Genomic DNA, 24,537 nt, shown 5'->3' with positions numbered 1-24,537 from the left:
TAGATGATATAATGTATAAATTAAATACAGGAAAATGAAATTAAACTTGTGGCACCTATAAGTCCATTGCTCGAATGAGCTGGAAGCAAAGGAGTTGAAGAAAATTGACAGTTCATTCAAATAAAAAAGCCCGCATAAGCAGGCTCTTTCATGTATGAAGAAAAAGATTATTTAGTTGAGTGATAATTCAAAAGCTCCATCATTAAGTGCGGAAGTTTCATCTTTTCCTGCTTTACCAAAACCATGGAGTATAAGCTTTACACGTTTGAATTTGCTTGAAAAGTTTCCTTGCTTAGCTCCAAACAAAACCTTCTGCTGTTCGGGATCATACGATATCGTTCTTCTATATGAACTACCTTTTTCGTAATCATACGTTTCTCCATCATCTTCATAATAAGTAAACGATGTAGGAGTTGATCCTTTATAAACATGCAGGTAAAGTACACCATCACCTTTTTCTTTTGTATGCTGAATAACCGACTGCATCGGGATAACAGCCCCCTCTTTTACAAACACAGGAAGATCAGTAAGTGGTGCCTGCACATAAGTAGCAGCTCCACCTTTGAATATCTCATCATTGCTTAACCTATACCAGTTTGTATTGCCGGGTAAATAAACTTCAGCAACCTGCTTGTTGCTTTCAACCGGGGCAACCAGGATGTTATCACCAAACAGGAACTGGTTCTCAAATTTTCCCTGGTACACTTTATCGTCGTGTGTATAAGCAATAGGTAGCATACGATTGATAGGCATGCCGGTAACATGAGCCTGGTAGAAACTGCTGTATAGGTAAGGAAGCAACTGGTAGCGTTGTTCTAAAATACCGCGAATAATAGGTGTGTTGTTTTCACCAAACAACCATGGCTCGCGGTAGTTATAACCAAAATGCGTATGGTTGCGGAACAATGGAGAGTAAACCCCAAGTGACATCCAACGAACAAAAAGTTCAGGTGAAGGATTACCCATAAATCCACCAATATCCATACCTACGTAAGGCACACCACTAACGCCCATGCTATTCAGCAAGCGAAATCCTAAGAGCATATGCTCATCGCTGCTTACGTTATCGCCAGTCCATTGAGCGCTATATTTTTGAATACCTGCATAAGCAGCGCGAGTAAGCACAAAAGGACGTTGTCCATTCATCAATGCGCGTGTTCCTTCGTATGTTGCTTTGCTCATCAACGAGCCATAAGCATTCTTTACTTTATATAAAGTTGCTTTGTCTTTGCCTTCTCCAAATTCTATCAGGTTAGGAAATTCACGACCCCATGCTGCAGGCTCATTCATATCGTTCCAAAAGCCACGAACGCCATTGTTCACATAGCTATCCTTAAAGCTTTCGCCCCACCACTTACGCGTTTCCGGTTTCACAAAATCAGGAAAGTGACAACGCCCTGGCCACACATGACCAACATACATTCTTCCATTAGGATACTTAGCAAAAAGATCTTTAGCTACACCTTCTTCATATGCCTTATATCCTTTTTCTATTTTGATACCTGGGTCTATGATGGTTACCATATCAAAACCCATCCGCCTCATCTGTGCATTCATCTGCTTTACATTACTGAAGTTGTTTGGGTTCCAGGTAAAGATTTTATAGTTGTCCATGTAGTTGATATCACTCACAATAACATCTGCAGGCATTTTCTTATCACGAAAAGTCTTTGCAATATCAAGCAACTGCTCTTGGCTATCGTAGCCCCAACGTGATTGTTGAAAACCTAAACTCCACAACGGCGGCATGGTAGTGCGGCCAGTGAGAGAAGTGTAATCTTTGATGATATCAGTTACTGTATTACCACCAAAAAAGTAGTAGTTCATCTCACCATCTTCAGCACCAAAATGATAAAGCTCTTCATCAGCACCACCACCAAAATTGAAATACGTACGATGTGAGTTATCGAAGAAGATACCATACACCATCTTGTCATGGATACCAATGAAGAAAGGAATAGAAGAGTATAAAGGATCTGCATTCAAAGCATAACCCGGTACATCTGCATTCCAATGCGTATAGAAATTGCCACGCCTGTTTATGCCACCGGTCTTCTCTCCCAGTCCTATAAACTTTTCATCTTTATGAAGTTTTTTGTAACAGCTAACATTGTTGCCATACCAGCTTACACCCAATGCATCTTCATCAGCATTGATCAACTGTTTTGCCTTGTTATAAAAAGATACACGAAAAGGTGTTTTATGTACTACCACCATCAGGCTGTCTGTATACAGTCGCAGGTTGTCTCTATCCTCTTCCTTTGAAGTAAACTTACCTTTGGCAGTAAGATCATCAATCGCATACGACTGATCACCGGTGAACTTAGATTTATTAACGCGCACCCTTATAGTAGTGGCGTTGTAGGGTGTTACTTGCGCAAAGCCATTGGTTAGTTCAAAATGATATGTATTGTTTTCCTGCTTAACACTTTTAACTGTACCTGCCTGTTCGCTGAGCCTGTTTTGTTGTGCCATGGTAGAGGATATAGAAGTGATGAATATTGATATAGCAACTGTCAGATGTTTCATGAGAGATGGTTTAGAGGAGCAATTTATTGAATAAAAAAAGAGGAAAACTAGTTCCTCTTTTTCATTGAAAATATGATGATGGTTATGCCCACAGGTTCTGCGGGTACTCTCCGGACTCTATCAAGTTGTTGATGCTCTGCTGAACAGAAGGTGCATCTTCTTTATAGGTAACACCAAACCACTGCGATTGTGTAGGAATAACTTTGATAACTCCTTTTCCATCTTTGCTGTATTTATCAGCAACAATAGGAATGAAGAACTCTGATTTTGGATTGCTCATGTTAGCATCCAAGAATTCATGGAATTGAGCTTCTGTTATATCAAATACATTAGGCGCAAAACCCCAGAAGTTCATACTTACACTGCTGTCTTCACTTACTTCATGCAAGCCACCTTCATCTTCGTAAGTGATCTTTCCTTCTTCATTGCGGTAGATCTTTGTTCTTTCATTGATAGAAACAAGGTTCTGCTGCTCATCAACCTCGCATACACCACGGCTTACACTACCATTCTCGCTCAATGTTCTCTTTAGCTCATAGCCAATGATAGCCCAGGTACGGTCATTACATTCAGTAGTTAAAAAATCATAAGCTTTTTGAAATGCATCGCGGCCATAGTAATCATCAGCATTTATCACAGCAAAGTTTTCCTTTACTTGTTCTTTACAACACAATACTGCATGTGCAGTACCCCAAGGCTTTGTTCTGTCTCCAGGCACCTGGCGGTCTCCAATATATGAGTCCATCTTTTGGTAAACATAATCAGTAGCTATTTTACCTTGCAGCTTTGGTTCAAATGTAGCTTTGAAGTTTTCTGCAAAATCTTCGCGGATGATAAAAACAACTTTTCCAAAACCTGCACGGATAGCGTCGTAGATAGAATAATCCATTATCGTTTCACCTGATGGGCCGAAGGATTGCGTTTGTTTCATACTTCCATAGCGGCTGGCCATACCTGCAGCTAATATTACGAGTGTTGGTTGCATATTTATTATTTAAACTTTGCGAAACTAATTGATACTGCGTTAGACGCAAACAAAAGTTTGGGGGATGCAAAAATGATTCCAGTAGATTATAATAAAGCCATTATACAACCGGTCCATGCTTCGTGGTTAGAAGTAAAGAATATTGAATTGAATGTATTACGACTAGATGCAATTCATCCTGTAATTAGTGGCAATAAATGGTTCAAGCTAAAGTATCATCTAAAGGAAGCTGCCCTGCAAGGAAAAAATACCTTAGCCACATTTGGCGGTGCATGGTCAAATCATATAGCTGCAACGGCTTATGCATGTAAGGTTGCAGGATTATCATGCATCGGGATTATCAGGGGTGAAGCGCCAGCTGTTTATTCATCTACCCTTCTACAAGCACAAGCTGATGGCATGCAACTGCATTTCGTTTCACGCGAAGCATATCGATCCAAAGAATCGATTATGCAACAATATCAAAAGCAGGATTACTATTGGGTAAATGAAGGTGGCTTTGGTGAAACGGGTACTAAAGGTGCAGCTGAAATATTAGGGTTAGTGGAGGATGCAAAAACCTATACGCATATAGTTGCAGCAGTAGGCACAGGTACTATGCTGGCTGGTTTAATAAATGCTGCTGGCGCCTATCAAAATATCATCGGCATTAGTAGTATGAAAGGAAATGCACAACTACTACAAGATGTACAGGCACTAACACCAAATGCAGTAGCAAAGTATGCAATCAATCATGATCATCATTTCGGCGGCTATGGAAAACATCCAAAAGAATTGTTGGAATACATCAACCAGTTTTACCTGTCTCACCACATACCGCTTGATATTGTTTATACTGGTAAAAGCATGTTTGCCACGCAGCACTTAGTTGAAACTGGCTACATACCTGCAGGCAGTAAATTATTGTTTATTCATAGCGGCGGGCTGCAGGGAAACCAGAGTTTAGCACCTGAAGTCTTAGCATTTTAGAAAGTATCCACCCATTATCTTTGCCCGACTAATCCAGCGTACATTGAAAAAATATCTCTTCCTATATCTCTTAGTTGCACTTGTATCTATCGGTTCATCATTTGGCCAGGACACACTACCTAATTTCACTGTTGTAGAACGAGGAGAAAAGGTTACTGTAAGCTGGGTAAACCCATATCCGAATGTGATACAATTGAATGTACAGCGGTCATTTGATAGCATCCGTTTTTTCACAACCGTATTTTCTGCAGAATCACCCCAACTTCCACAGAATGGTTTTACTGAGATAAAGATGCCAACCAACAGGATATTTTACCGCATCTTCTATGTGTTAGAAAATGGAAGTTATTTCTTTACCCCGTCAAAGCGGGTTGGACTTACACCTCCTCCAACTGCCACTGCTGCCGGAAGAGATATCAAAAATCCTGCTTTTTCCAATATCTCTTCAACAGATAAAAGACTTGTAACTGTACGGATAAAAGACAGTGTATACAGGCAAATTCCCGCGTATAACTTCAGGCATTTCAGAGATAGCGTTCTCCGCCAGACAAAAGATACACTCTTAGCTATCAATGATTCGCTGGTGTTGCTAAAACCTTTTTTTGCAAAAGAAGTTTGGCGCCCATCATTGTATGTTTATTCTAACCGCGAAGGTTATATCAACATAGCACTGCCACTTTTCCGCGACAGGAAGTATAGGATCAAATTTTTTGAAGAAGATGGTCGTCCCCTATTCGAGATCCGCCATGTAAGAGAGTCGCCCTTGATTTTAGACAAAGCCAACTTCATCCACTCCGGCTGGTTCCACTTCGAACTCTACGAAGACGATAAGCTAAAAGAGAAGAACAAGTTTTATTTGCCGAAGGATTTTTAGGCAATACAGCAGGGTTGTTAAACGTTAAGCATAAAAGCTCCGGCAGGTTAGCTGGAGTTTTTTGTTAATATCAACGCAAGTCAGCTTGAATTTTATTGTTAGGTATAGAATACGATCAGCGAGTCCTGGTAATGAAGCACCGAATGCAATAACCTTCAAGACTGAGTGCTAGATAGCTTAATGATTAAACAAATAAGTCCTATAATTGCATCCCCCCGCCAAAACTGACAACCCATAATATGCCTCTTAAAAAACTAGGTAGCATAGCGATAGCTATGCTAATCAGTATATGCTGCTTCTCACAAAGAATAGATATCGTCAGGTTCAATAATTCCGTCTCCTACTACCAGGGTGGAAGTTTATCGATACATATCAAACCAGTTGGTGTATTTCCACTTAAGACAAGATTCACCCTTCAACTACTAAACAGTTCAGGGACTGTTCTTAACGCGAATATCGGCTCTGTAAGCGACTTCTTTACTCCGTTGATTAATGGCATCATTCCATCTTCTACTAGCCCAGGAAACTACTCATTGAAGGTTGTAGCAGATTCGGCTGGTGTCGTACTGGCTACATCTCCGGTTACCAATTCTTTTAATATTGAAACACACACAACTTTCAATTTATCAACTATTGGTAATCCAGGACTGAACAACCTACAGGTAAGCTGCTTTAGCCTCAATAACTTTTTCGGTTATCTTAATAACGGTACATCTGCCGCAAGTCCAACTGATAACACTTTTGAAATTATTAATTACAATTCAACGTACACATATTCAATCAAGTTAATAAACCATATTACTGGCGCTACAACAGATTTGGCTGTATCAAGCATTTTTGGTGGTGGAGCATTATTTACCATACCATCTGGTTTACCAAATGATTATTACACTATTGAGCTAATAACTACACTAAATGGTAAGACTCAAACCTTTAGTTATATATTTCTTTTTAACACTGGAAATACATCCCTAGGTAACCTTAGTAGTGAGAATGTTTGTGTTGGCAACGCCGTTAAGTTCACCATTGATCCAAATGTGATTGGCAAAAATTACCCCGGCTCTTTATATATAATGGACTATGGGGATGGCACCAAGAAAGACACTTTCACTCATGCAAAGTTGCTGCAAGACTCTGCCTTTGCCCACAACTACTCTTTAGCAACTTGTCTAGCACAAAACAACTTGAACTCGAATGGTGTGTTCAAGGTAGACTTCAATTTGTTTAATAAGGGAATCAAAATAGGTACAAACAACAATTGCGACACGTACATCAAAAATGGAAATGGAACGCAGAAATCAGTCAATACAAGCATAGCTCCAACCGCTGATTTCACGGCCCCTACACCTATTTGCATCAATACTGCCCAAACCTTCATCAACAACACGACGAATGGCTTTCATGGTACAGGAACAACTTGTAGCAGAGACGTCACGATAAGGTGGTTTATTAAATCTCCTAGTAATTCCTTCCAGTCTGTCAATTCATCGTGGTTTAATAATCCAAACAAAGACCTGCAGGTGCCTGCAAACGTTTTTAATGAAGCAGGCGTATGGCAGATAAAGTTGACAGCACAAAACACTGCTGGATGTAATACAGTCTCTGAGATGGTAAAAGATGTTTGTGTCCAACCTGTTCCTACTCCTAACTTCAAGATGAACAATGAAGACTCTCTTGCAGGCTGTGCTCCACTTTTAGTCAATCTTACGAATCTGACTACACCTGCTATGTGCGGTTCTCCAACACATTCTTGGCAGGTGTTAGACGCAAACAAGAACGTTATCACGGGTGGCACCCGTTTCACATTCACAAATTCTACCACCACTGGAACGTTTGAACCAATCATCAGGTTTGATAGCACCGGTAAGTATTTCATCCGGTATAGTATTACCAATTCATGCGGAAGCTACTCAATAGTAAAACCAGTACTCGTTCTGGGTGAAACCAATGTTACGCTTCCATCCTCAAAAAGATATTGCACGAGAGACACGGTGCTTGATTTTGCATCGGGTAACCATTTTCCTACATACAATGCAGCTCATTCTCCCATCACAACTTACAACTGGCAAATAACCGGCGGCACTTTCACCTTTGTGAACAGTAATGCCAGCGACCGGTACCCGAAGATCCGTTTCCACGACTACGGCACATATACGGTTTCTGTTACTTACTTCAATGGATGTGGTGCAGGCAAAACGGTTTCGCAGCAGATCATTTTTGACCAACCTGTGGTAGCCAATGCAGGCCCTGATACCACTGTTTGCTTCAATGCTACTTCTATCGCGTTAGCAGGTACCGCCACTGGCACTACCAGTTCGGTAAGCTGGAGCAGCACCGGCGGTGGAAGCTTTACAAACGGCAACACACCTACACCCACTTACACCTTTGGTGGAAACGATAAAACAACACTCTCCGTCACTTTTACCTACACCGCAAATCCTGTATCTGGATCATCTTGCCCGGCCACATCGGATAATTTGATCGTTACCATTCGCCCAGAGAACAAGATTACCAACGCCACTCCCAGGACTATTTGCAGCGGCGCTACCCTCTCCTATTCACCCACAGCCTCCGGCACCGGTAGTACTTTCACCTATACCAGCACCGTAACTTCAGGAGCGGCCACAGGCAATACAGCCACTGGTTCAGGAAATATCAATGATGTACTGGTAAACGCTTCGTCCACTGTTGATGCTGTGGTTACTTATACTGTTACGCCGCACAAAGATGGCTGTAGCGGAACCCCTTCTTCATTCACCGTAACAGTGAAGCCGCAGCCTAATATTTCAAGCACTGCTTTCACCCATCCAACAACTTGTGGTGGTGGCAATGGTACTATTACGTTGAACGGCCTCATACCATCAACCACGTTCACCGTTACTTACACAAAGAATGGAGGAAGTCCTACTACTGTTACGTTGTCATCATCAGCCGCAGGAGAGCTTATGATTCCAAGCCTGGGTGCCGGAACGTATACGAGCATCTCTGTATCATCATCGCCTAATAATTGTGCTTCCAATTCCGTTGGACCGATCACATTGACTGATCCAAGCGCACCGGCTGCACCAACCGTCAGCTCCAACAGCCCATTATGTAGCGGGCCGGGCAACACCTTGAACCTGATTGCCAACAGCACCACGCCTGGTGTCACCTATTCATGGAATGGTCCTGCCTCTTTCACAAGTACTTCTGCTACGCCATCAAGAACAGATGTGACTACAGCATTCAGCGGCACCTATAATGTTACTGTTTCACTTAACGGTTGTACTTCATCAGGATCTGTAAACGTGGTCATCAACGCCTCACCTGCCAATCCTGTCGTTACCACTCCTGTTGATTATTGCCAGGGAGCAACGGCATCGCCCTTGCAGGCAACTGCAACTGCAGGCAATACCTTGAACTGGTACGATGCACCCACAGGAGGTACACCTTCTTCTGCAACGCCAACACCGTCTACAACTACTGCAGGTACTGTAAAATATTATGTAAGCCAGGTTAATACTACCACCACCTGCCAAAGTGGTCGTAGCGAGATCGTGGTAAACATCAAGCCAAGACCAACCATTACCGCAACCGCCACTAACCCTACCAGCTGTAACTCAGCAACCGGATCTATTACCATTTCAGGGTTGGCCAACAATACAAACTATACTTATACCTATAGTAAAAACGGTACAGCACTGAACGGCTCAGGCACATCCACCAGTAGTGGTACATTGCAAATCAGCTCACTCACTTTTGGCATTTACGACAACTTAGTGGTAACCCTGAATGGTTGTGCAAGTAATGCAGTCGGCCCTTTTACCTTATCTGATCCTAATCCTCCAGCCACGCCAACTGCAACTGCTAATGGTCCTATCTGCGCAGGAAATACGCTGACTTTAAGTGCAAGCAGTACAACCAACGGTACACTCAGCTATACATGGACAGGTCCAAATAATTTTAGCAGCACAAATAAAGATGCTACGATACCTAATGCTACCACAGCTGCTATCGGCACATACAATGTAACGGTAACACTGAATGGTTGTACATCGCAGGCAGGCAGTGTAGCAGTAGTAGTGAATGCAACGCCTGCTGCACCAACAGCCAACAGCAACAGCCCAGTATGTACAGGTGATGCATTGAACCTTACCGCAAGCACCACCTTCAATGGTGCGGTTACGTATGCATGGACTGGCCCCAACAACTTTACCAGCGCTGATCAAAATCCAACCATTGCAAGTGCTGCGTTGATACATGGAGGAAATTATTCAGTAACAGCCACTGCCACGCAAGGAAACTGTACATCGCCTGCCAGAACTGTAGCAGTTATTGTAAACCCGACGCCATCAATCACCACTGCTTCCAGCACAGATCCTACGAATTGTAATTCAGCTACAGGTACCATAGAATTAAATGGACTTACCACAGGTTCAGCCTACCTGGTAAGCTTTACAAAAAATGGTGTTGCCGGTTCAAGAAACATCACTGCAGTAGCACCAGGTAAAGTTGTAATAGATAATCTTACTGCAGGTGTTTACAATAACATCTATGTAACCATTGCAGGTTGCACATCCAATGTAGTCGGACCATTTACACTCGTTGATCCCAATCCACCGGCAACGCCTGTTGCTACCAGCAACAGTGCGGTATGTAGCGGAAGTACATTGACCCTTTCAGCCACCTCTGCTACACAAGGTGCGTTGACCTATAACTGGAGCGGACCAAATGGTTTTTCTAACGCAGCACAAAACCCAACTATACCGTCGGCTACTACAGCGGCAAGCGGCACCTACAGCGTCACCGTTACGTTGAATGGCTGTACATCAGGTGCAGGCACTGTAGCTGTAGTAGTTAATCCTACACCGCCGGCACCAACAGTCAGCAGCAACAGTCCTGTTTGTACAGGTAATGCATTGAACCTGGGCTCCAGCCTGACTTTCGCTGGCGCAGTTACCTATGCGTGGACGGGCCCTAACAGTTTTACCAGCACGGAGAAAGATCCTGTTATAAATAATGTTACTACCAATGCAGCAGGAACATATTCAGTGATAGCTACAGCTACTACCGGCAATTGTGCTTCAGCACCTGGTAGTACCACAGTGGTCATTCATCCTACACCCAGCATCACAGGCAGTAGCAAATCAGATCCTACAAATTGTAATACAGCAACCGGAAGCATATCACTAACAGGATTAACGGCCAATGTCTCTTACCTGGTAACCTATACAGAAAATGGTGTTACAAAAACAGCCACCATTCCTGCAACGGGTGCCGGAACAGTGGTCATCGGTTCGCTGCCATCAGGCACTTATACCAATATCAGTGTGAGTGCTAACGGATGTCCTTCTAATGTTGTCGGACCATTTACCCTGGTTGATCCTAATCCGCCGGCAACACCGGTGGCTACCAGCAATGGTCCTGTATGTAGTGGAAATACGTTGACGCTTGAAGCATCTACCACTACCACAGGAGCGATAACCTATGCCTGGACCGGGCCTAACGGGTTTATCAATAACACGCAGAACCCTTCGATCAATAATGTAAGCGTAGCCGCTACAGGAACCTATCATGTTACTGCTACGCTAAATGGATGTACGTCCGCCGCAGGAAGCATTGCTGTAGTAGTTAACCAAACACCGGCAGCGCCAACTGTCACTAGCAACAGCCCTGTATGTACAGGTAATACGCTGAACCTTTCTTCTTCTACCTCTTTCAACGGAGCGATCACCTATGCATGGAATGGACCGAATGGTTTTACAAGTGCGTTGCAGAACCCAACCATAGACAATGTGACTACGGCTGCTGCGGGTAATTATTCATTAGTGATCACTGCCACCACCGGCAACTGTCCATCAGCTGCGGGATCAGCCACTGTGGTTGTCAATCCTACACCTGCCATCACTGGTAGTAGTAAAACAGATCCTACCAATTGTAATACTGCCACAGGCACCATTACACTTGATGGGTTAGTACCTGCTACTTCTTATTCTGTCACATATTCAAAAAATGGTGTACCGGTAACGGCCACTATATCCTCACAGCCTTCTGGCTCTCTTACTATACCTGCACTTACTTCAGGCACCTATACTAACATAAGTGTTACATTAAGTGGATGTCCTTCCAATGCAGTAGGACCTTTCACCTTAGTTGATCCTAATCCACCAATGGCGCCGGTAGCTACCAGCAATGGCCCGATATGTAGCGGCAATACGCTTTTGTTGGAAGCTGTTACCACTACCTCAGGTGCTGTCACCTATACATGGAGTGGCCCGAACGGTTTCACCAATACCAGTCAGAATCCATCTATAGCTAATGCTACAATGGCTGCTAATGGAACCTATAGTGTAATTGCTACTTTGAACAATTGTACATCGGCAACAGGAACTGTTGATGTAGTGATTAATGCCACACCACCGGCACCAATAGTTGGAAGTAACACGCCAGTGTGTACTGACAGTACATTGCTGCTAACATCATCCACTTCTTTCCCCGGCACTGTTACATACAACTGGACGGGGCCAAACAACTTTACCAGTAGTCTTGCCAATCCAACCATTGCAAATACAACAATGGCAGAAGCAGGAACCTACAGGCTGGTGCTGACTGCAACTACAGGCAATTGCCCATCTGCAGCGGGAACAACTGCTGTCATCATTCATCCAACACCGCGCATCACCGCTACCAGTTTCACCCATCCAACCAATTGTAATTCTGCTACAGGAACGATCAGGCTTGAGGGATTGACTGCAGCCACATCATACGCGGTAAAGTATACGCAGAACGGAGCACCACAAACAGCTACTATAACAGCTGATGCTAGCGGTATTGTTACTATAGCTAATCTTCCGGCTGGTGTATATACAAACATCAGTGTATCACTAACCGGCTGTCCTTCTAACACTGTTGGTCCGTTCACTTTGGTTGATCCTAATCCACCAGCTGCTCCTGTGGCTACCAGCAACAGCGAGATATGCAGTGGCAATACGTTGAACTTGTTTGCAACAAGTACATCCTCCGGTGCATTAACCTTCGCCTGGTCTGGCCCAAACAACTTTACCAGCACCGACCAGAACCCGGTGATCAACAATGCACCTCTGGCCGCAAACGGCACCTATAGTGTTACCGTTACGCTTAACAGTTGTACATCGGCTGCAGGCACTGTAAATGTTGTGATTAACGAGACACCAGCAACACCTGTGGTAGCCAGCAACACGCCTGTATGTACGGGCAATCCTTTAAACTTAACAGCTAATACTTCTTACAATGGAACGGTTAGTTGGACATGGTCTGGGTCAAATGGTTTTAGTTCTAATTTACAAAATCCGTTTATAGCTTCTACCACCGTTGCAGATAACGGAACATATAATGTGATAGCTACTGCCACTACAGGCAACTGTCCATCGGCAGCCGGCACTACAGTAGCAGTAGTAAATCCTACACCGAATATCAGCAATGCATCTTTCACAAATCCTACCAATTGTAATACTCCTACCGGATCTATTCAACTGGAGGGACTAACAGCCAACACAGCTTATACCGTTCAGTATACATTCAATAGCGCACCACAAACAGTTAACCTTACGGCAGCAGGCAGCGGTACATTAACCATTTCTAATTTGCCTGCAGGTGTTTATGAGAATATAAGTGTAACACTCACAGGATGTCCTTCCAATACAGTAGGTCCGTTCACACTGGTTGATCCTAATCCGCCTGTTATGCCGGTAGCAACCAGCAATGGGCCATTGTGTAGTGGCAACACCTTGAACTTAACGGCAAACTCAGCAACACCCGGCAACCTTACTTATGCATGGACAGGCCCCAACGGCTGGAGCAGCACACAGCAAAGTCCTGTGATCAACAATACTACTGTTGCAGCATCCGGAACGTACGCAGTTACCGTAACGCTGAACAATTGTGTTTCACCAACAGGAACGATTGATGTGGTGATCAATCCTACACCGGCAACACCTACAGTTAGTAGCAATGGCCCGATCTGCGCTTCCAGTACGTTGAACCTTACTGCTGCTACAACTTCTCCTGGCGCCATCGAATATTCATGGACGGGGCCAAATGGTTGGACAAGCAATGTTCAAAATCCTTCTATACTAAATGCTACTACAGCTGCCACGGGAACGTATACAGTGACAGCAACGGCTACTGTAGGCACGTGTCCTTCAACGCCAGCCAGTGTAGCTGTGGTTGTTCATCCTGAGCTGGTAAACAAAATAGATACTACACATCAAACCATCTGTTTCTCGCAACCTGTGACCGTTACCGGCGATGCGCCTTCTGGTGGCAACGGAACATACAACATACAGTGGCAGCAGAGCACCGACAACATCAACTGGGTGAACATTGCAGGTCAGACAGGACAATCTATCACTATCATTCCTACAGGCAGCATATACCTACGCAGAACCATCACCAGTCTGCCGTGTGTATCAAGCAGTCTCTATACATATGTTACCGTACAGCCACCTATTAGTGGCAATAACATCCAGCAGGATAAGAGTATTTGTATCAATACTGCTGCAGGATTAATAACGGGATCATTACCTGTTGGCGCGAATGGCATTTACAATTATGAGTGGCAACAAAGTACAGATGGCGGACTAACCTGGAACACCATTACTGGTGCTACCAATCAACACCATGACCCGGGCGTACTTACTGTTACCACCAGGTATAGAAGAATAGTAACCTCCGATCTGTGCAGTGGCGCACAAAGCAACACCAGCGATGCGATCACCATCACCGTAAACCCGGATGCAAGAGCACAATGGGTGGTGATAAAAGATACTTCGTGCGCACCTTTTCATATAGATAATAATTCGGTGAGGCCTATGCTTGTTCCTACGCAGAATAGTAGTTACAACTGGTATGCAAACGGCATATTCTATGGCACTAGCACGACGGTAAATCCTGGATATACGTTAGTAGCACCGGGAGATAGTGTGCTGATAAAGATGGTGGCTGTAAGCTTATACGGCTGCAGAAATGATTCGCTGGAGCATTGGTTCTTCACTCCACCCCGTCCTCAGCCGGCTTTCGATGTATCGGATACGGTAAAATGCGGACCGGCAGCAATCATGTTTACCAACCTTACGCCGCGACTAAACAACTTCAGGTATGCCTGGAACTTTGGCAACGGTCAAACATCCAACGCGGCACATCCTGGTAGTATCATATTCCAGCCTAATCCTACCTATGGTGATACCACCTATAAGGTAACCATGACGGTTTACTCGCAATGTGATACGCTTACGATCTCGAAAAACATCACCATCAAGTCGAAACCAAAGGCATTTTTCGCGCCTGATAAAACGATAGGATGCTCGCCCCTACCGGTGAAGTTTACCAATACTTCTAAAGGTTTGAATGTTTCTTACCTGTGGGATTTTGGTGATGGCACCACCCTGCCAATGGCAACAACAGCGCAGGTACAGCATACCTATCATACCGCTGTACAGGATACTTTTTATGCTAAACTGATAGCTACCAACGAGTGTGGCAGCGACACCATGCGGTATGCCATCGTTGTTTCACCCAATACTGTACAACTTGATTTTGCCATCAATGGAAATGAGGCTAATGGATGTAAACCACATGATGTAATGTTCATCAACAATTCATCGGGTGCAACTAACTTCCGTTGGGATTTTGGAGATGGAAACATCTTGAACACGACCCGCAACATCGACACCATTCGCCATACATATACGCAGACAGGCAGCTTCACCGTTACCCTTTTTGCAAGCAATGGATGCTCCGATACCACCAGTACCGAAGTAGTTACGGTGTTTGCTAAACCTGTAGTTGACTTTGCTTTTGCACCGTCACCAATATGTATTGGTGATAGTATTCAATTCACCAACCAAAGCGACACCATTACCGGCCTTACGTGGAAGTTTGGCGATGGCAGTAGTACCAATGTTATTCATCCTAAGTACAGGTATGCAACAGCAGGTACATATACAGTGACGCTGGTAGGTGTTCGTCAATATTCACCAGGTAATGCATGTATAGATAGTGCTCAAAAAACAGTAACGGTGTTATCTAGTTTACCAGGCAGCTTTACTGTATCAGACAGCGTGAGCTCCTGTGTTCCATTCACCGTCACGTTTACCAACCAGACCTATCCTTCCATACTTACCACCTGGGACTTTGGCAATGGCAGAAGGGATACAGGCAACATCGTCACGCATACATTCAACTCCGTAGGTACCTACAATGTGCGCATGACTGCCAACACAACAGGAGGTTGTAAATACGTGATGACGAAACCAATTGTAGTAAATGGTCCTGCAGGTTCTTTCACCTATGACCATGGCGTTATATGTGGCAGCACGCCGGTACGTTTCCAGGTTAATGCAACAGGAACAGATTCCATCCGCTATAGTTTTGGTGATGGTAAAGTGGTTACCACTACCAATACCACTGTTTACCATACCTACACGCAAGGTGGAAACTACATCCCTACCGTAACACTTATCGCTGGCCCCACGGCTTCGTGCAGGCTCTTGATACTAGGAGTAGACACTATAAAAGTAGACATAGTGAAAGCCGGCTTCAGGGAAGCAATGACTAGGAGTTGTGGCAGCACGTTGGTTTCTTATACTGATACATCGAGAGCATATGCAGGCGTGGCCAACTGGAGCTGGAAGTTTGGTAACGGCAACACTTCCGCTGTTCGTCATCCACAACAGACCTATACGGCTACCAACAACTACCAGGTACAGCTTGTAGTTACCAGCAACAGCGGATGTGCTGATACTGCCAACAAGGTGGTGTTTGTAAAGGTGAACAACATCCCGGTGATCTCTATCGTAAGCGACAGCCTTGGCTGTGTGAACCAGCCGGTACGATATGCTGCTACTATTTTATCGGAAGATAGTATTGGCAACTACCAATGGTCATTTACCAACGGCGTAGTTTCATATGCACCTACGTTCAGCAACTACTATACTACTACCGGCAGCTACAATGCCACTCTGATCACCAGTACCATCTTTGGATGTAGTGATACTGCCAACAGGCCGATCATCATCAATCCAACACCTACAGTGAAGGCAAGTGATGATAAGGTGATCTGCCGTGGGCAGAGCGTGCAACTGCAGGTTACAGGTGCGCCGGTATATTCATGGGGTCCTTTGTATGGGTTGAATTGTTATACCTGTCCAAATCCTATTGCTAACCCCGCAAACACTACGGCTTACGAAGTAGCAGGTACCAACAGCTTTGGCTGTACGGCTAAAGACACCGTGAACATACGCGTGGTGCAGCCTTTCACCGTACGAGTTTCAGGAAAAGATACCATCTGCATAGGCCAGTCTACACAGCTGATAGCATCTGGTGCTACCCGTTATGTCTGGACGCCATCTACAGGATTGAATGCTGCAAACATTGCCACACCTATTGCATCACCTACACTTACTACAGCCTATACTGTAGTGGGCTACGATGCAGAAGGCTGTTTTACTGACACAGCAAGAATAACAGTAGCTGTGGGTGAGTATCCTACCATTGACCTGGGGCCGGATAAAACACTGTCAACAGGAACAATGTTACCACTGGCTAGCACTGTTACCAATGGACCGATCACCAGGTGGTTGTGGTCGCCGGCTACAGATCTTAACTGCAGCACGTGTGCACTACCCACAGCACATATCAAGAAAGACATCACCTACAGGGTGCTTGCTACCAATGCCTATGGCTGTAGCGCCACCGATACCATCAGCATCAAGGTATTCTGCGAAGGCACACAGGTGTTTATACCAAACCTCTTCACACCCGACAATGACGGCATCAACGACATCCTGGTGGTGAGAGGCACGGGTATCAAGACCGTCAAGAATTTCAGGGTATTCAACCGCTGGGGCGAGCTGGTGTATGAGCGCTCCAACTTCTCACCCAATGATCCTGCATACGGATGGGATGGAATGGTGAAGGGACAAAAGGCACCACCCGATGTATATGTATACACCTGCGAGGTGCTCTGCGAAAATGATGTTCCGTTTGTTTACAAAGGCAATACTGCCATAATCAAGTAATAAATGAAAGAGAAAAAAAGAATGAACCACGAAGGCTCCAAGTTCAATAAGAAGCACAAAGCTTTCTTGGTGTGCCTTTGTGCCCTTAGTGTCTTTGTGGTTCAAACAAAAGCACAAGATTTCCACTTCTCCCAGTTTTACGAGATGCCGATCCTTCGCAATCCTGCGCTGGCTGGTGTTTTCAAAGGTGACATGAGAATGGCGGCAGTACATCGGTCACAGTGGCAAAGTGTAACAGTGCCGTTCCAAACATCAGCTGCTAACATCGAATACAAGTTGCCGGTGTTTAACTTCAACGACTATGTGACGATTGGAGCACAAGTAGTGCACGATGTAGCAGGCGATATCAAACTAAAGCGCACACAGTTGTTCCCTGTTTTGAACTTTCATAAGTCGCTGAGCGAGGATGAAGACAACTACCTGTCGCTGGCTTTCATGGGTGGCCCTGTTACCAGCCAGTTCGATCCCACGCAGGCCAAGATGGACGACCAGTTTGTGAACGGTAGCTTCTCCAGTGGCAATGCCAGTCGCCAGGTTTTTAGCGGTACAGGCTTCACCTATTGGGATGCCAGTACCGGCATTTCCTATAGCAGTGGCTTTGGTTATGAGAGCAGGTATTATATCGGCGTTGGCTACTTCCACTTCCTGAAGCCGCGGATGAATTTTTTCAGCAATAACTCTGAGACCTATCTTCAAAGCAAGTGGGTGTTCAATGCCGGCTTAAATACTCCTACAGGTGATAACAGCCGGTTGATAGGCTTTGCTGATTATTTTGTGCAGGGTGGTCATCGGCAGTTTTTAGGAGGTGCATTATACGAAATGGATGTAGCAGAATATTATAATGAAGATGAGGTTGTCTCGCTTGCACTAGGTGCCTTCTACCGCTGGAACGATGCAGTGATACCGGTTGTAAGGCTGCGCTACTTCAAGTGGAACCTGGGGCTGAGCTATGATGCAAACGTGAGCAAACTAAAAACAGCTTCACAGATGCGTGGCGGTTTTGAGCTTACAGCTTCTTTTAGAGGTTTCTTGAACACAAGAAACTCATCGGCGGAGAAGTTGAGGTGTGTTGCGTTTTGATCCTTTTGCTCTATATGTTGTAAGGAGCATTGGTCACTACATCTCAATAAACCCTGATCTAACAGCAGTACCAATATTTTACATGTCCTTAAAAGACTACTTCAGAATCTACCAGAAAAATTGGTGTTTGTATTTAAAAGACGAAGAATGACAATTTCAGTATCAGACACCTTATACACGATTTTGTTCTGTTTACTGAATAAGAATACACGAAGGTTTTGACCTTTTTTTGCTGGTCTTCCAATAAAAGGCTGCTTCGAAAGAATGGTAAACACTTCAATCAAGTTGTCTCTGAATTTGCGGGCATATATTTCGCCAAACGTAGCTGCTATATAATGATAGATGGCTGCTTCATCATTTTCAGCTTTCTTAGTGGTGAAGACTTCATACTTGTTCACTTGTTTTTTTCAATGAACTCTTTAAGTGAAATAATATCTCCTTTTTCATAGTCGGATATTCCTTCGCTCACCAGGTTCCATTCTTCTTCAGTAAGTTCCACCTCGTGCTGATGTTGAATATCCCACTCCATCTGACGTTTCCAGTGCTTTAACAGTATTTCGTTATCCGTGGAGTCTATTAGTTGTTTTAGCAATTGCTTGTATCTATCTGCACTCATATGCTTGCATTTAGTATAAAGTTACTCATTGTAATTTTAGAAGTCATACTCATGCCATTGAACAAGAAATTGAATTTTTAACTTGTACCCCACACTATCTCAACAGAACTCCATTGATATCTCCTATGTAATTAAGCGGCACTAGCCGAATGTTATTTTTCTTCTAACAATAAAAAAGGCAGCTACTAAAGCTGCCAAATTCGATTTCTTACTCCGCCGGATCATTATATATCTCAGCTTGTCTTTCTGTTCCTGGAAGTAAAGGCCTTCCTACTTGCCTGCCTGGCCAGGGCACTGATGCCATGATAAGAATGAACGCAATGAAGAACATCCAGAACATCTTCTTATGTTTTGCCTTATCAGCAATAGCCTTCTTTGAAGCACTACGTCCAACAGTAATAAGTACAATAGCTATTAGCATTCCAAGTATGTGCTCTACAGCCCAAAAACGTGAGATGCTATTTTTCATCACGCCGCCCATGCCTAGTTCCTGTATCTGCTTCAGTCCCCAAGGACCTACAAACCATTGGTACAAGCCCACCAGCAACATTGTATGAGCTGTGATCATCAGGAACAGCCCGATCTTTTTTTGTCCGCGTGAAAAAGGCTCGTTGCGGCGCATGCCTGCAAAAGCATTGATGATAGCTATAACTAACAATAAGATCAATATCCATCTGCCGATGTTGTGTAGGTGCAGTAGTCCCTGGTACATGTGGTTGGTTTTGTTTGATGCAAAAATAGGGGAAGAAGCAAACGGGTGGAGGACAAGTTTCTGGTTCCTCTTTCAGTTGTTACTACAAAGAAGAACTTTGAACCAAACCAACGAACAACCATCAACATCGTTGCGTCGCACACTTGTACCGCAGTGGTACCTGCAACAGCCAAAAACTTATTTCTAACCGCTCACATTTGAAAAGCAATAAAAAAGCCACCATGACGGTAGCTTTTTAAAATTTATTCAATCAGAAGATATCAATCTATAATTCTAGCAATGCTTTTACAGGATCTTTTCCAAACAACAGCAGCTCTGGATTCTCCAGTAATTCCTTCACACGCACTAGGAAGCTTACACTCTCACGACCATCAATGATACGGTGATCGTAGCTTAGCGCCAGGTACATCATTGGTCTTACTACTACCTGTCCATTCTCCACCATAGCACGCTCTTGTATCTTGTGCATACCCAGTATCGCACTCTGCGGAATGTTGATAATAGGTGTTGACATAAGTGAACCAAACACACCACCATTGGTGATAGTGAATGTTCCGCCTTGCATCTCTTCTATGGTCAGTTTATTATCGCGAGCTTTTGTTGCAAGCTGTACCACTGTTTTTTCAATTTCAAACATGCTCAGGCTTTCTGCATTGCGGATCACTGGCACTACCAGTCCTTTAGGTGCAGATACGGCTATAGAGATATCGCAGTAGTCGTGGTAGATAATGCTGTCACCATCAATAGATGCATTAACAGCAGGCCACTCTTGCAATGCGAAACATGCAGCTTTTGTGAAGAAGCTCATGAAGCCAAGATTAGCGCCATGCTTTTCTTTGAACTTGTCTTTGAACTGCGAACGGATTGCCATGATCCTTGTCATGTCTACTTCATTGAAAGTAGTAAGCATGGCAGTGGTGTTTTTAGCCTCCACCAAGCGACGGCTAATGGTCTTGCGCAGGTTGCTCATCTTCTCCTTGCGCTCGTTGCGGCTAAAGAGCTCCTGCCCTGCTGCAGCTTTTTTACCAGGATTGTTCAGCGCTTCCAGTACATCGTTCTTCAAGATCTTCCCTTGTACACCTGAAGCTTGAATAGACTTAGGATCAACTTTTTTATCAGCAATGATTGCTGCTGCAACCGGTGTTGCTTTCACATCATTAGGAACAGATGTAACAGGCGCTTGTGAGGCTGCTGGCTGGGCAGCTTGTGCTTGTTGCTGCGGCTGTGCAGCTGGTGCAGCAGCCGCTGTTGGTACAGCTACATCGCTATCAATGGCTGCTACTACATCACCTATTTTTATGGTATCTCCTTCGTTTGCTTTGGTAGAAAGTTTACCGGCTATCTCTGCATTTAGTTCAAAAGTTGCTTTCTCACTTTCCATTTCAGCAATCACTTCATCACGCTCTACCAGGTCACCATCTTTCTTTATCCATTTCAGTAGGGTAACTTCTGTAATTGATTCGCCAATGGTTGGAACTTTTATTTCTATAACACCTTTACCGGCAGCTACAGCTTGTTGCTGAGGTGCCGGCTCAGCTGCTTGTGGTTGTGCTTCAGCCTGTGGAGCAGTTTCGGCAGCTGCATTGCCTGCAGGTTGTTGTGCAGATTCGTCAATAATGGCCAATACATCACCAATGTTTAGAGTATCTCCTTCGGCAGCTTTGGTTTGAAGGATACCTGCTTTTTCAGCATTTACTTCAAAAGTAGCTTTCTCACTTTCCAGCTCTGCAATCACTTCATCGCGCTCTACATAATCACCATCTTTTTTTGTCCATTTTATTAGTGTCACTTCGTTAATGGACTCTCCTACCGTAGGTACTTTGATCTCAATCATTGTTATAGTTTCTTTATTCTGTTGGTGGTTTGGTTCAGTTGATCAATAGTTGTTTAAGCTGCTTGAATAACTGCGGCTTGTTGGCCAATTATTTAGTTGCCGTACAAGTGTGCGACGCAACGATGCTGCTCAAGGCTCAACTGCTGGTTACATACTGTTGCTTTTTAAATACTGAAAGCTGTATTGATGATCTCAGCCTGCTCCTGTGCGTGCACCTTGCTATAACCGGTAGCAGTAGATGCACTAGGCTGGCGACTGATAACACCATAATTTATTCCTTTCAGGTTCATTTGCAGGTAGCTGGCAGCGCCCATGTTCAGCGGCTCTTCCTGCACCCAGAACCAGGTGGCTTTGTTGTATTTGTTGTAAAGCTGCGTCAGCTGGTTTACAGGCAGCGGGTACAATTGCTCAACACGTATGATGGCTACATCCTTCTTATCTTCTTTCTGTTGCTTTTCAGCCAGGTCGAAATAGATCTTGCCGCTGCAGAACAACACCTTTGTTACCTGCGACGGATCGCCGGCATTTGGATCATCAATTACTTCCTTGAAGCTACCTGATGTGAACTCTTCTACCTTGCTGTAAGTGCCAGCATGACGAAGTGTAGCCTTCGGACTAAATACAACCATTGGCTTGCGGAACGGCCATGCCAACTGACGGCGAAGCGAATGGAAGAAGTTAGCTGAAGTTGTGATATTGGTGATGACCATATTGTACTCTGCGCACATTTGCAGGAAGCGCTCCATTCTTGCACTGCTGTGCTCAGGTCCCTGCCCTTCGTAACCGTGAGGCAATAGCAATACCATGCCGCTCATCTGGCGCCACTTGGTTTCGCCGGCTGCTATGAATTGGTCAACTATAGGTTGTGCAGTATTGAAGAAGTCGCCAAACTGCGCCTCCCACAATACGAGTGAATTAGGATTGGCAATGGAATAACCATATTCAAAACCAAGTACACCGTACTCGCTCAATAAAGAATTGTAAATGCGGAAACGTCCTTTAGCTCCTGGAATATGGTTTACACGGTTGTGTGCTGCGTCTGTATTTTCGTCGCGAATGATGGCGTGCCTGTGTGAGAAAGTGCCGCGCCTAACGTCCTGACCGCTCATTCTTACATCATGACCTTCCAGGAGTAAGCTTCCATAAGCCATCAATTCACCAGTTGCCCAGTCAATGGCTTTTTCACTTTCAAACAGCTTGATCTTATCCTGTAATAGCTTTTCAACTTTACGCAGAGGTTGCATTCCCTCGGGAATGGTCATCAGTGCATTGAAAATGCTTTCGAACTGATCGTCAGTGATAGCTGTAACCGGAGATTGTTGGAAGTCCTGGTCATTTGCTGGACGCAGATCCTGCCACCACAGTTCTGGCTTTTGGAACTTGTATGGGATTGGATTCTGCTTTATCTCATCCAGGCGCTCCTGCAGATCGCTCCAGAATTTCTTTTCCATTTCCTTGGCCAGCTGTGCATCTATAGAGCCATGGCTTACCAGTTCTTGTATATAAAGTTCGCGTGGATTAAGATGTTTGTCGATCAGTGCATACAGCTTAGGCTGTGTGTACTTTGGATCGTCGCCTTCGTTGTGGCCATGCTTGCGATAGCACACCATGTCAATGAAAACATCGCTATTGAATTTTTGACGATAACGGGTTGCTATTTGTACGCATTTCACTGCAGCTTCAGGATCATCTCCATTTACGTGGAAAACAGGTGCCTGCACCATAGAAGCTACTGATGTACAATAATCTGCCGTCCGTGCATCATCAAAATCTGTGGTAAAACCTATTTGATTGTTGATAACAAAGTGAATGGTTCCACCGGTATAATAGCCGCGCAGGCCACTCATTTGCAGCACTTCGTATACTATACCCTGGCCAGCTACAGAAGCATCGCCATGTATAAGTATAGGAAGAATGCGGTCGTAGTCACTTTCGTAGATAACATCTGCCTTGCTGCGTGCAAATCCTACTACAATAGGATCAACTGCTTCAAGGTGTGATGGATTAGGACAAAGCTGGAGGTTTACTTTTTTACCATCGCTGGTTGTATGCTCTCCACGGAAGCCCATGTGGTATTTTACGTCGCCGCTACCCATGGTAGTATCCGGAAGCATGGTTCCTTCAAACTCAGTGAATATTTGCTCATAGGTTTTACCTAATATATTAGCTAATACATTCAACCTGCCACGGTGCGCCATACCAATCACCACTTCTTCTACTCCACTTTCAGCAGCTGTATTTATAATAGCATCTAAAGCAGCAATGGTAGTTTCACCACCTTCCAGTGAAAAGCGCTTTTGGCCGATATATTTAGTATGCAGGAATCTTTCGAAGATCACGCCCTGGTTTAGCTTTTCCAGAATGCACTTCTTTTGTTCTACAGAAAGAGGTACATGAAAGTTCTGCTCAATCTCTCGCTCAAGCCAGTCAATTCTCTCCTGGTCGTTGATACTTGAATATTCGAAACCAACAGAAGTGGTGTAGCATTTTTGTAGATGCTTGATAATATCTTTCAGCTTAGCATTCTCCATACCTATAATGCTACCTGCTGCAAAAGATTGCTCAAGGTCGGCATCGGAAAGACCAAAATTGCGTAGCTCTAAATTCGCCCGCCTGTCTTTTCTTTCGCGGATAGGGTTTGTTTTAGCAACAAGGTGTCCTTTTTTGCGATAAGCATGTATCAATTGGAATACGGCAAACTCTTTAGACACTTGTTGTTTATCAACCGGGGCTGAAGATGTGGCAGCACCATTAGATCCATTTTGATTGATGGCAAAGTCGAAGCCCTCAAAAAACTTCCTAAGGTCCTGGTCTACACTTTCTGGATTAGCAATGAAATCGTTGTATAAACTTTCGATGTATGACGGATGCGAATTCGTTATATAAGAAAAATCATTCATGAA

11 protein-coding genes are annotated in these 24,537 nt (G+C 44.2%); 4 read left to right on the top strand and 7 right to left on the bottom strand.

The window, feature by feature from the left end:
- Nucleotides 1–171: 171 nt before the first annotated feature.
- A complete protein-coding gene (locus J4N22_RS07905; RefSeq protein ID WP_207493387.1) occupies nt 172–2,529 on the bottom strand; it encodes a glycoside hydrolase family 31 protein in 2,358 nt (785 codons plus the stop codon).
- 82 nt (nt 2,530–2,611) lie between these two features.
- Nucleotides 2,612–3,514 carry a sugar phosphate nucleotidyltransferase gene (locus tag J4N22_RS07900; RefSeq protein WP_207493386.1) on the bottom strand — a complete coding sequence of 301 codons (903 nt, stop codon included), beginning with the start codon at nt 3,512–3,514 and terminating at the stop codon, nt 2,612–2,614.
- Nucleotides 3,515–3,586: 72 nt separating this feature from the next.
- Here J4N22_RS07900 and J4N22_RS07895 point away from each other — a divergent pair, with 72 nt between their 5' ends.
- From J4N22_RS07895 to J4N22_RS07880, 4 genes are all read left to right on the top strand, one after another.
- A complete protein-coding gene (locus tag J4N22_RS07895; RefSeq protein WP_207493385.1) occupies nt 3,587–4,483 on the top strand; it encodes a 1-aminocyclopropane-1-carboxylate deaminase/D-cysteine desulfhydrase in 897 nt (298 codons plus the stop codon).
- A 43-nt stretch (nt 4,484–4,526) separates the two neighbouring features.
- Nucleotides 4,527–5,357 carry a hypothetical protein gene (locus tag J4N22_RS07890; protein WP_207493384.1) on the top strand — a complete coding sequence of 277 codons (831 nt, stop codon included), beginning with the start codon at nt 4,527–4,529 and terminating at the stop codon, nt 5,355–5,357.
- A 239-nt stretch (nt 5,358–5,596) separates the two neighbouring features.
- On the top strand, nt 5,597–17,392 hold the full coding sequence (locus tag J4N22_RS07885; RefSeq protein WP_207493383.1) for a PKD domain-containing protein: 11,796 nt from the start codon (nt 5,597–5,599) through the stop codon (nt 17,390–17,392).
- A 3-nt stretch (nt 17,393–17,395) separates the two neighbouring features.
- A complete protein-coding gene (locus tag J4N22_RS07880) occupies nt 17,396–18,472 on the top strand; it encodes a PorP/SprF family type IX secretion system membrane protein (protein WP_207493382.1) in 1,077 nt (358 codons plus the stop codon).
- Between the two features lie 101 nt (nt 18,473–18,573).
- On the opposite strand, the gene J4N22_RS07875 is transcribed toward J4N22_RS07880, so the two are convergent.
- The 5 genes from J4N22_RS07875 to J4N22_RS07855 form a co-directional block, all read right to left on the bottom strand.
- The gene (locus tag J4N22_RS07875; protein WP_207493381.1) at nt 18,574–18,870 is read right to left on the bottom strand and encodes a type II toxin-antitoxin system RelE/ParE family toxin; all 297 of its coding nucleotides are present in this window, start codon (nt 18,868–18,870) and stop codon (nt 18,574–18,576) included.
- Nucleotides 18,867–19,088: a hypothetical protein gene (locus J4N22_RS07870; RefSeq protein WP_207493380.1), complete on the bottom strand. Its 222-nt coding sequence runs from the start codon at nt 19,086–19,088 to the stop codon at nt 18,867–18,869. Before J4N22_RS07870 ends, J4N22_RS07875 begins: the two co-directional genes overlap by 4 nt.
- A gap of 208 nt (nt 19,089–19,296) precedes the next feature.
- Nucleotides 19,297–19,800, bottom strand: coding sequence for a hypothetical protein (locus tag J4N22_RS07865; protein ID WP_207493379.1), 504 nt, complete (start codon nt 19,798–19,800; stop codon nt 19,297–19,299).
- A 265-nt stretch (nt 19,801–20,065) separates the two neighbouring features.
- A complete protein-coding gene (odhB, locus tag J4N22_RS07860) occupies nt 20,066–21,634 on the bottom strand; it encodes a 2-oxoglutarate dehydrogenase complex dihydrolipoyllysine-residue succinyltransferase (protein WP_207493378.1) in 1,569 nt (522 codons plus the stop codon).
- Between the two features lie 164 nt (nt 21,635–21,798).
- On the bottom strand, nt 21,799–24,534 hold the full coding sequence (locus J4N22_RS07855; RefSeq protein WP_207493377.1) for a 2-oxoglutarate dehydrogenase E1 component: 2,736 nt from the start codon (nt 24,532–24,534) through the stop codon (nt 21,799–21,801).
- Nucleotides 24,535–24,537: the final 3 nt, after the last annotated feature.

It is taken from the genome of Aridibaculum aurantiacum, from assembly GCF_017355875.1.
In the GTDB taxonomy this organism is placed as follows: domain Bacteria; phylum Bacteroidota; class Bacteroidia; order Chitinophagales; family Chitinophagaceae; genus Segetibacter; species Segetibacter aurantiacus.
The sequence above is the reverse complement of the archived record's forward strand: the minus strand, read 5'-3'. Positions and strand labels throughout refer to the sequence as shown.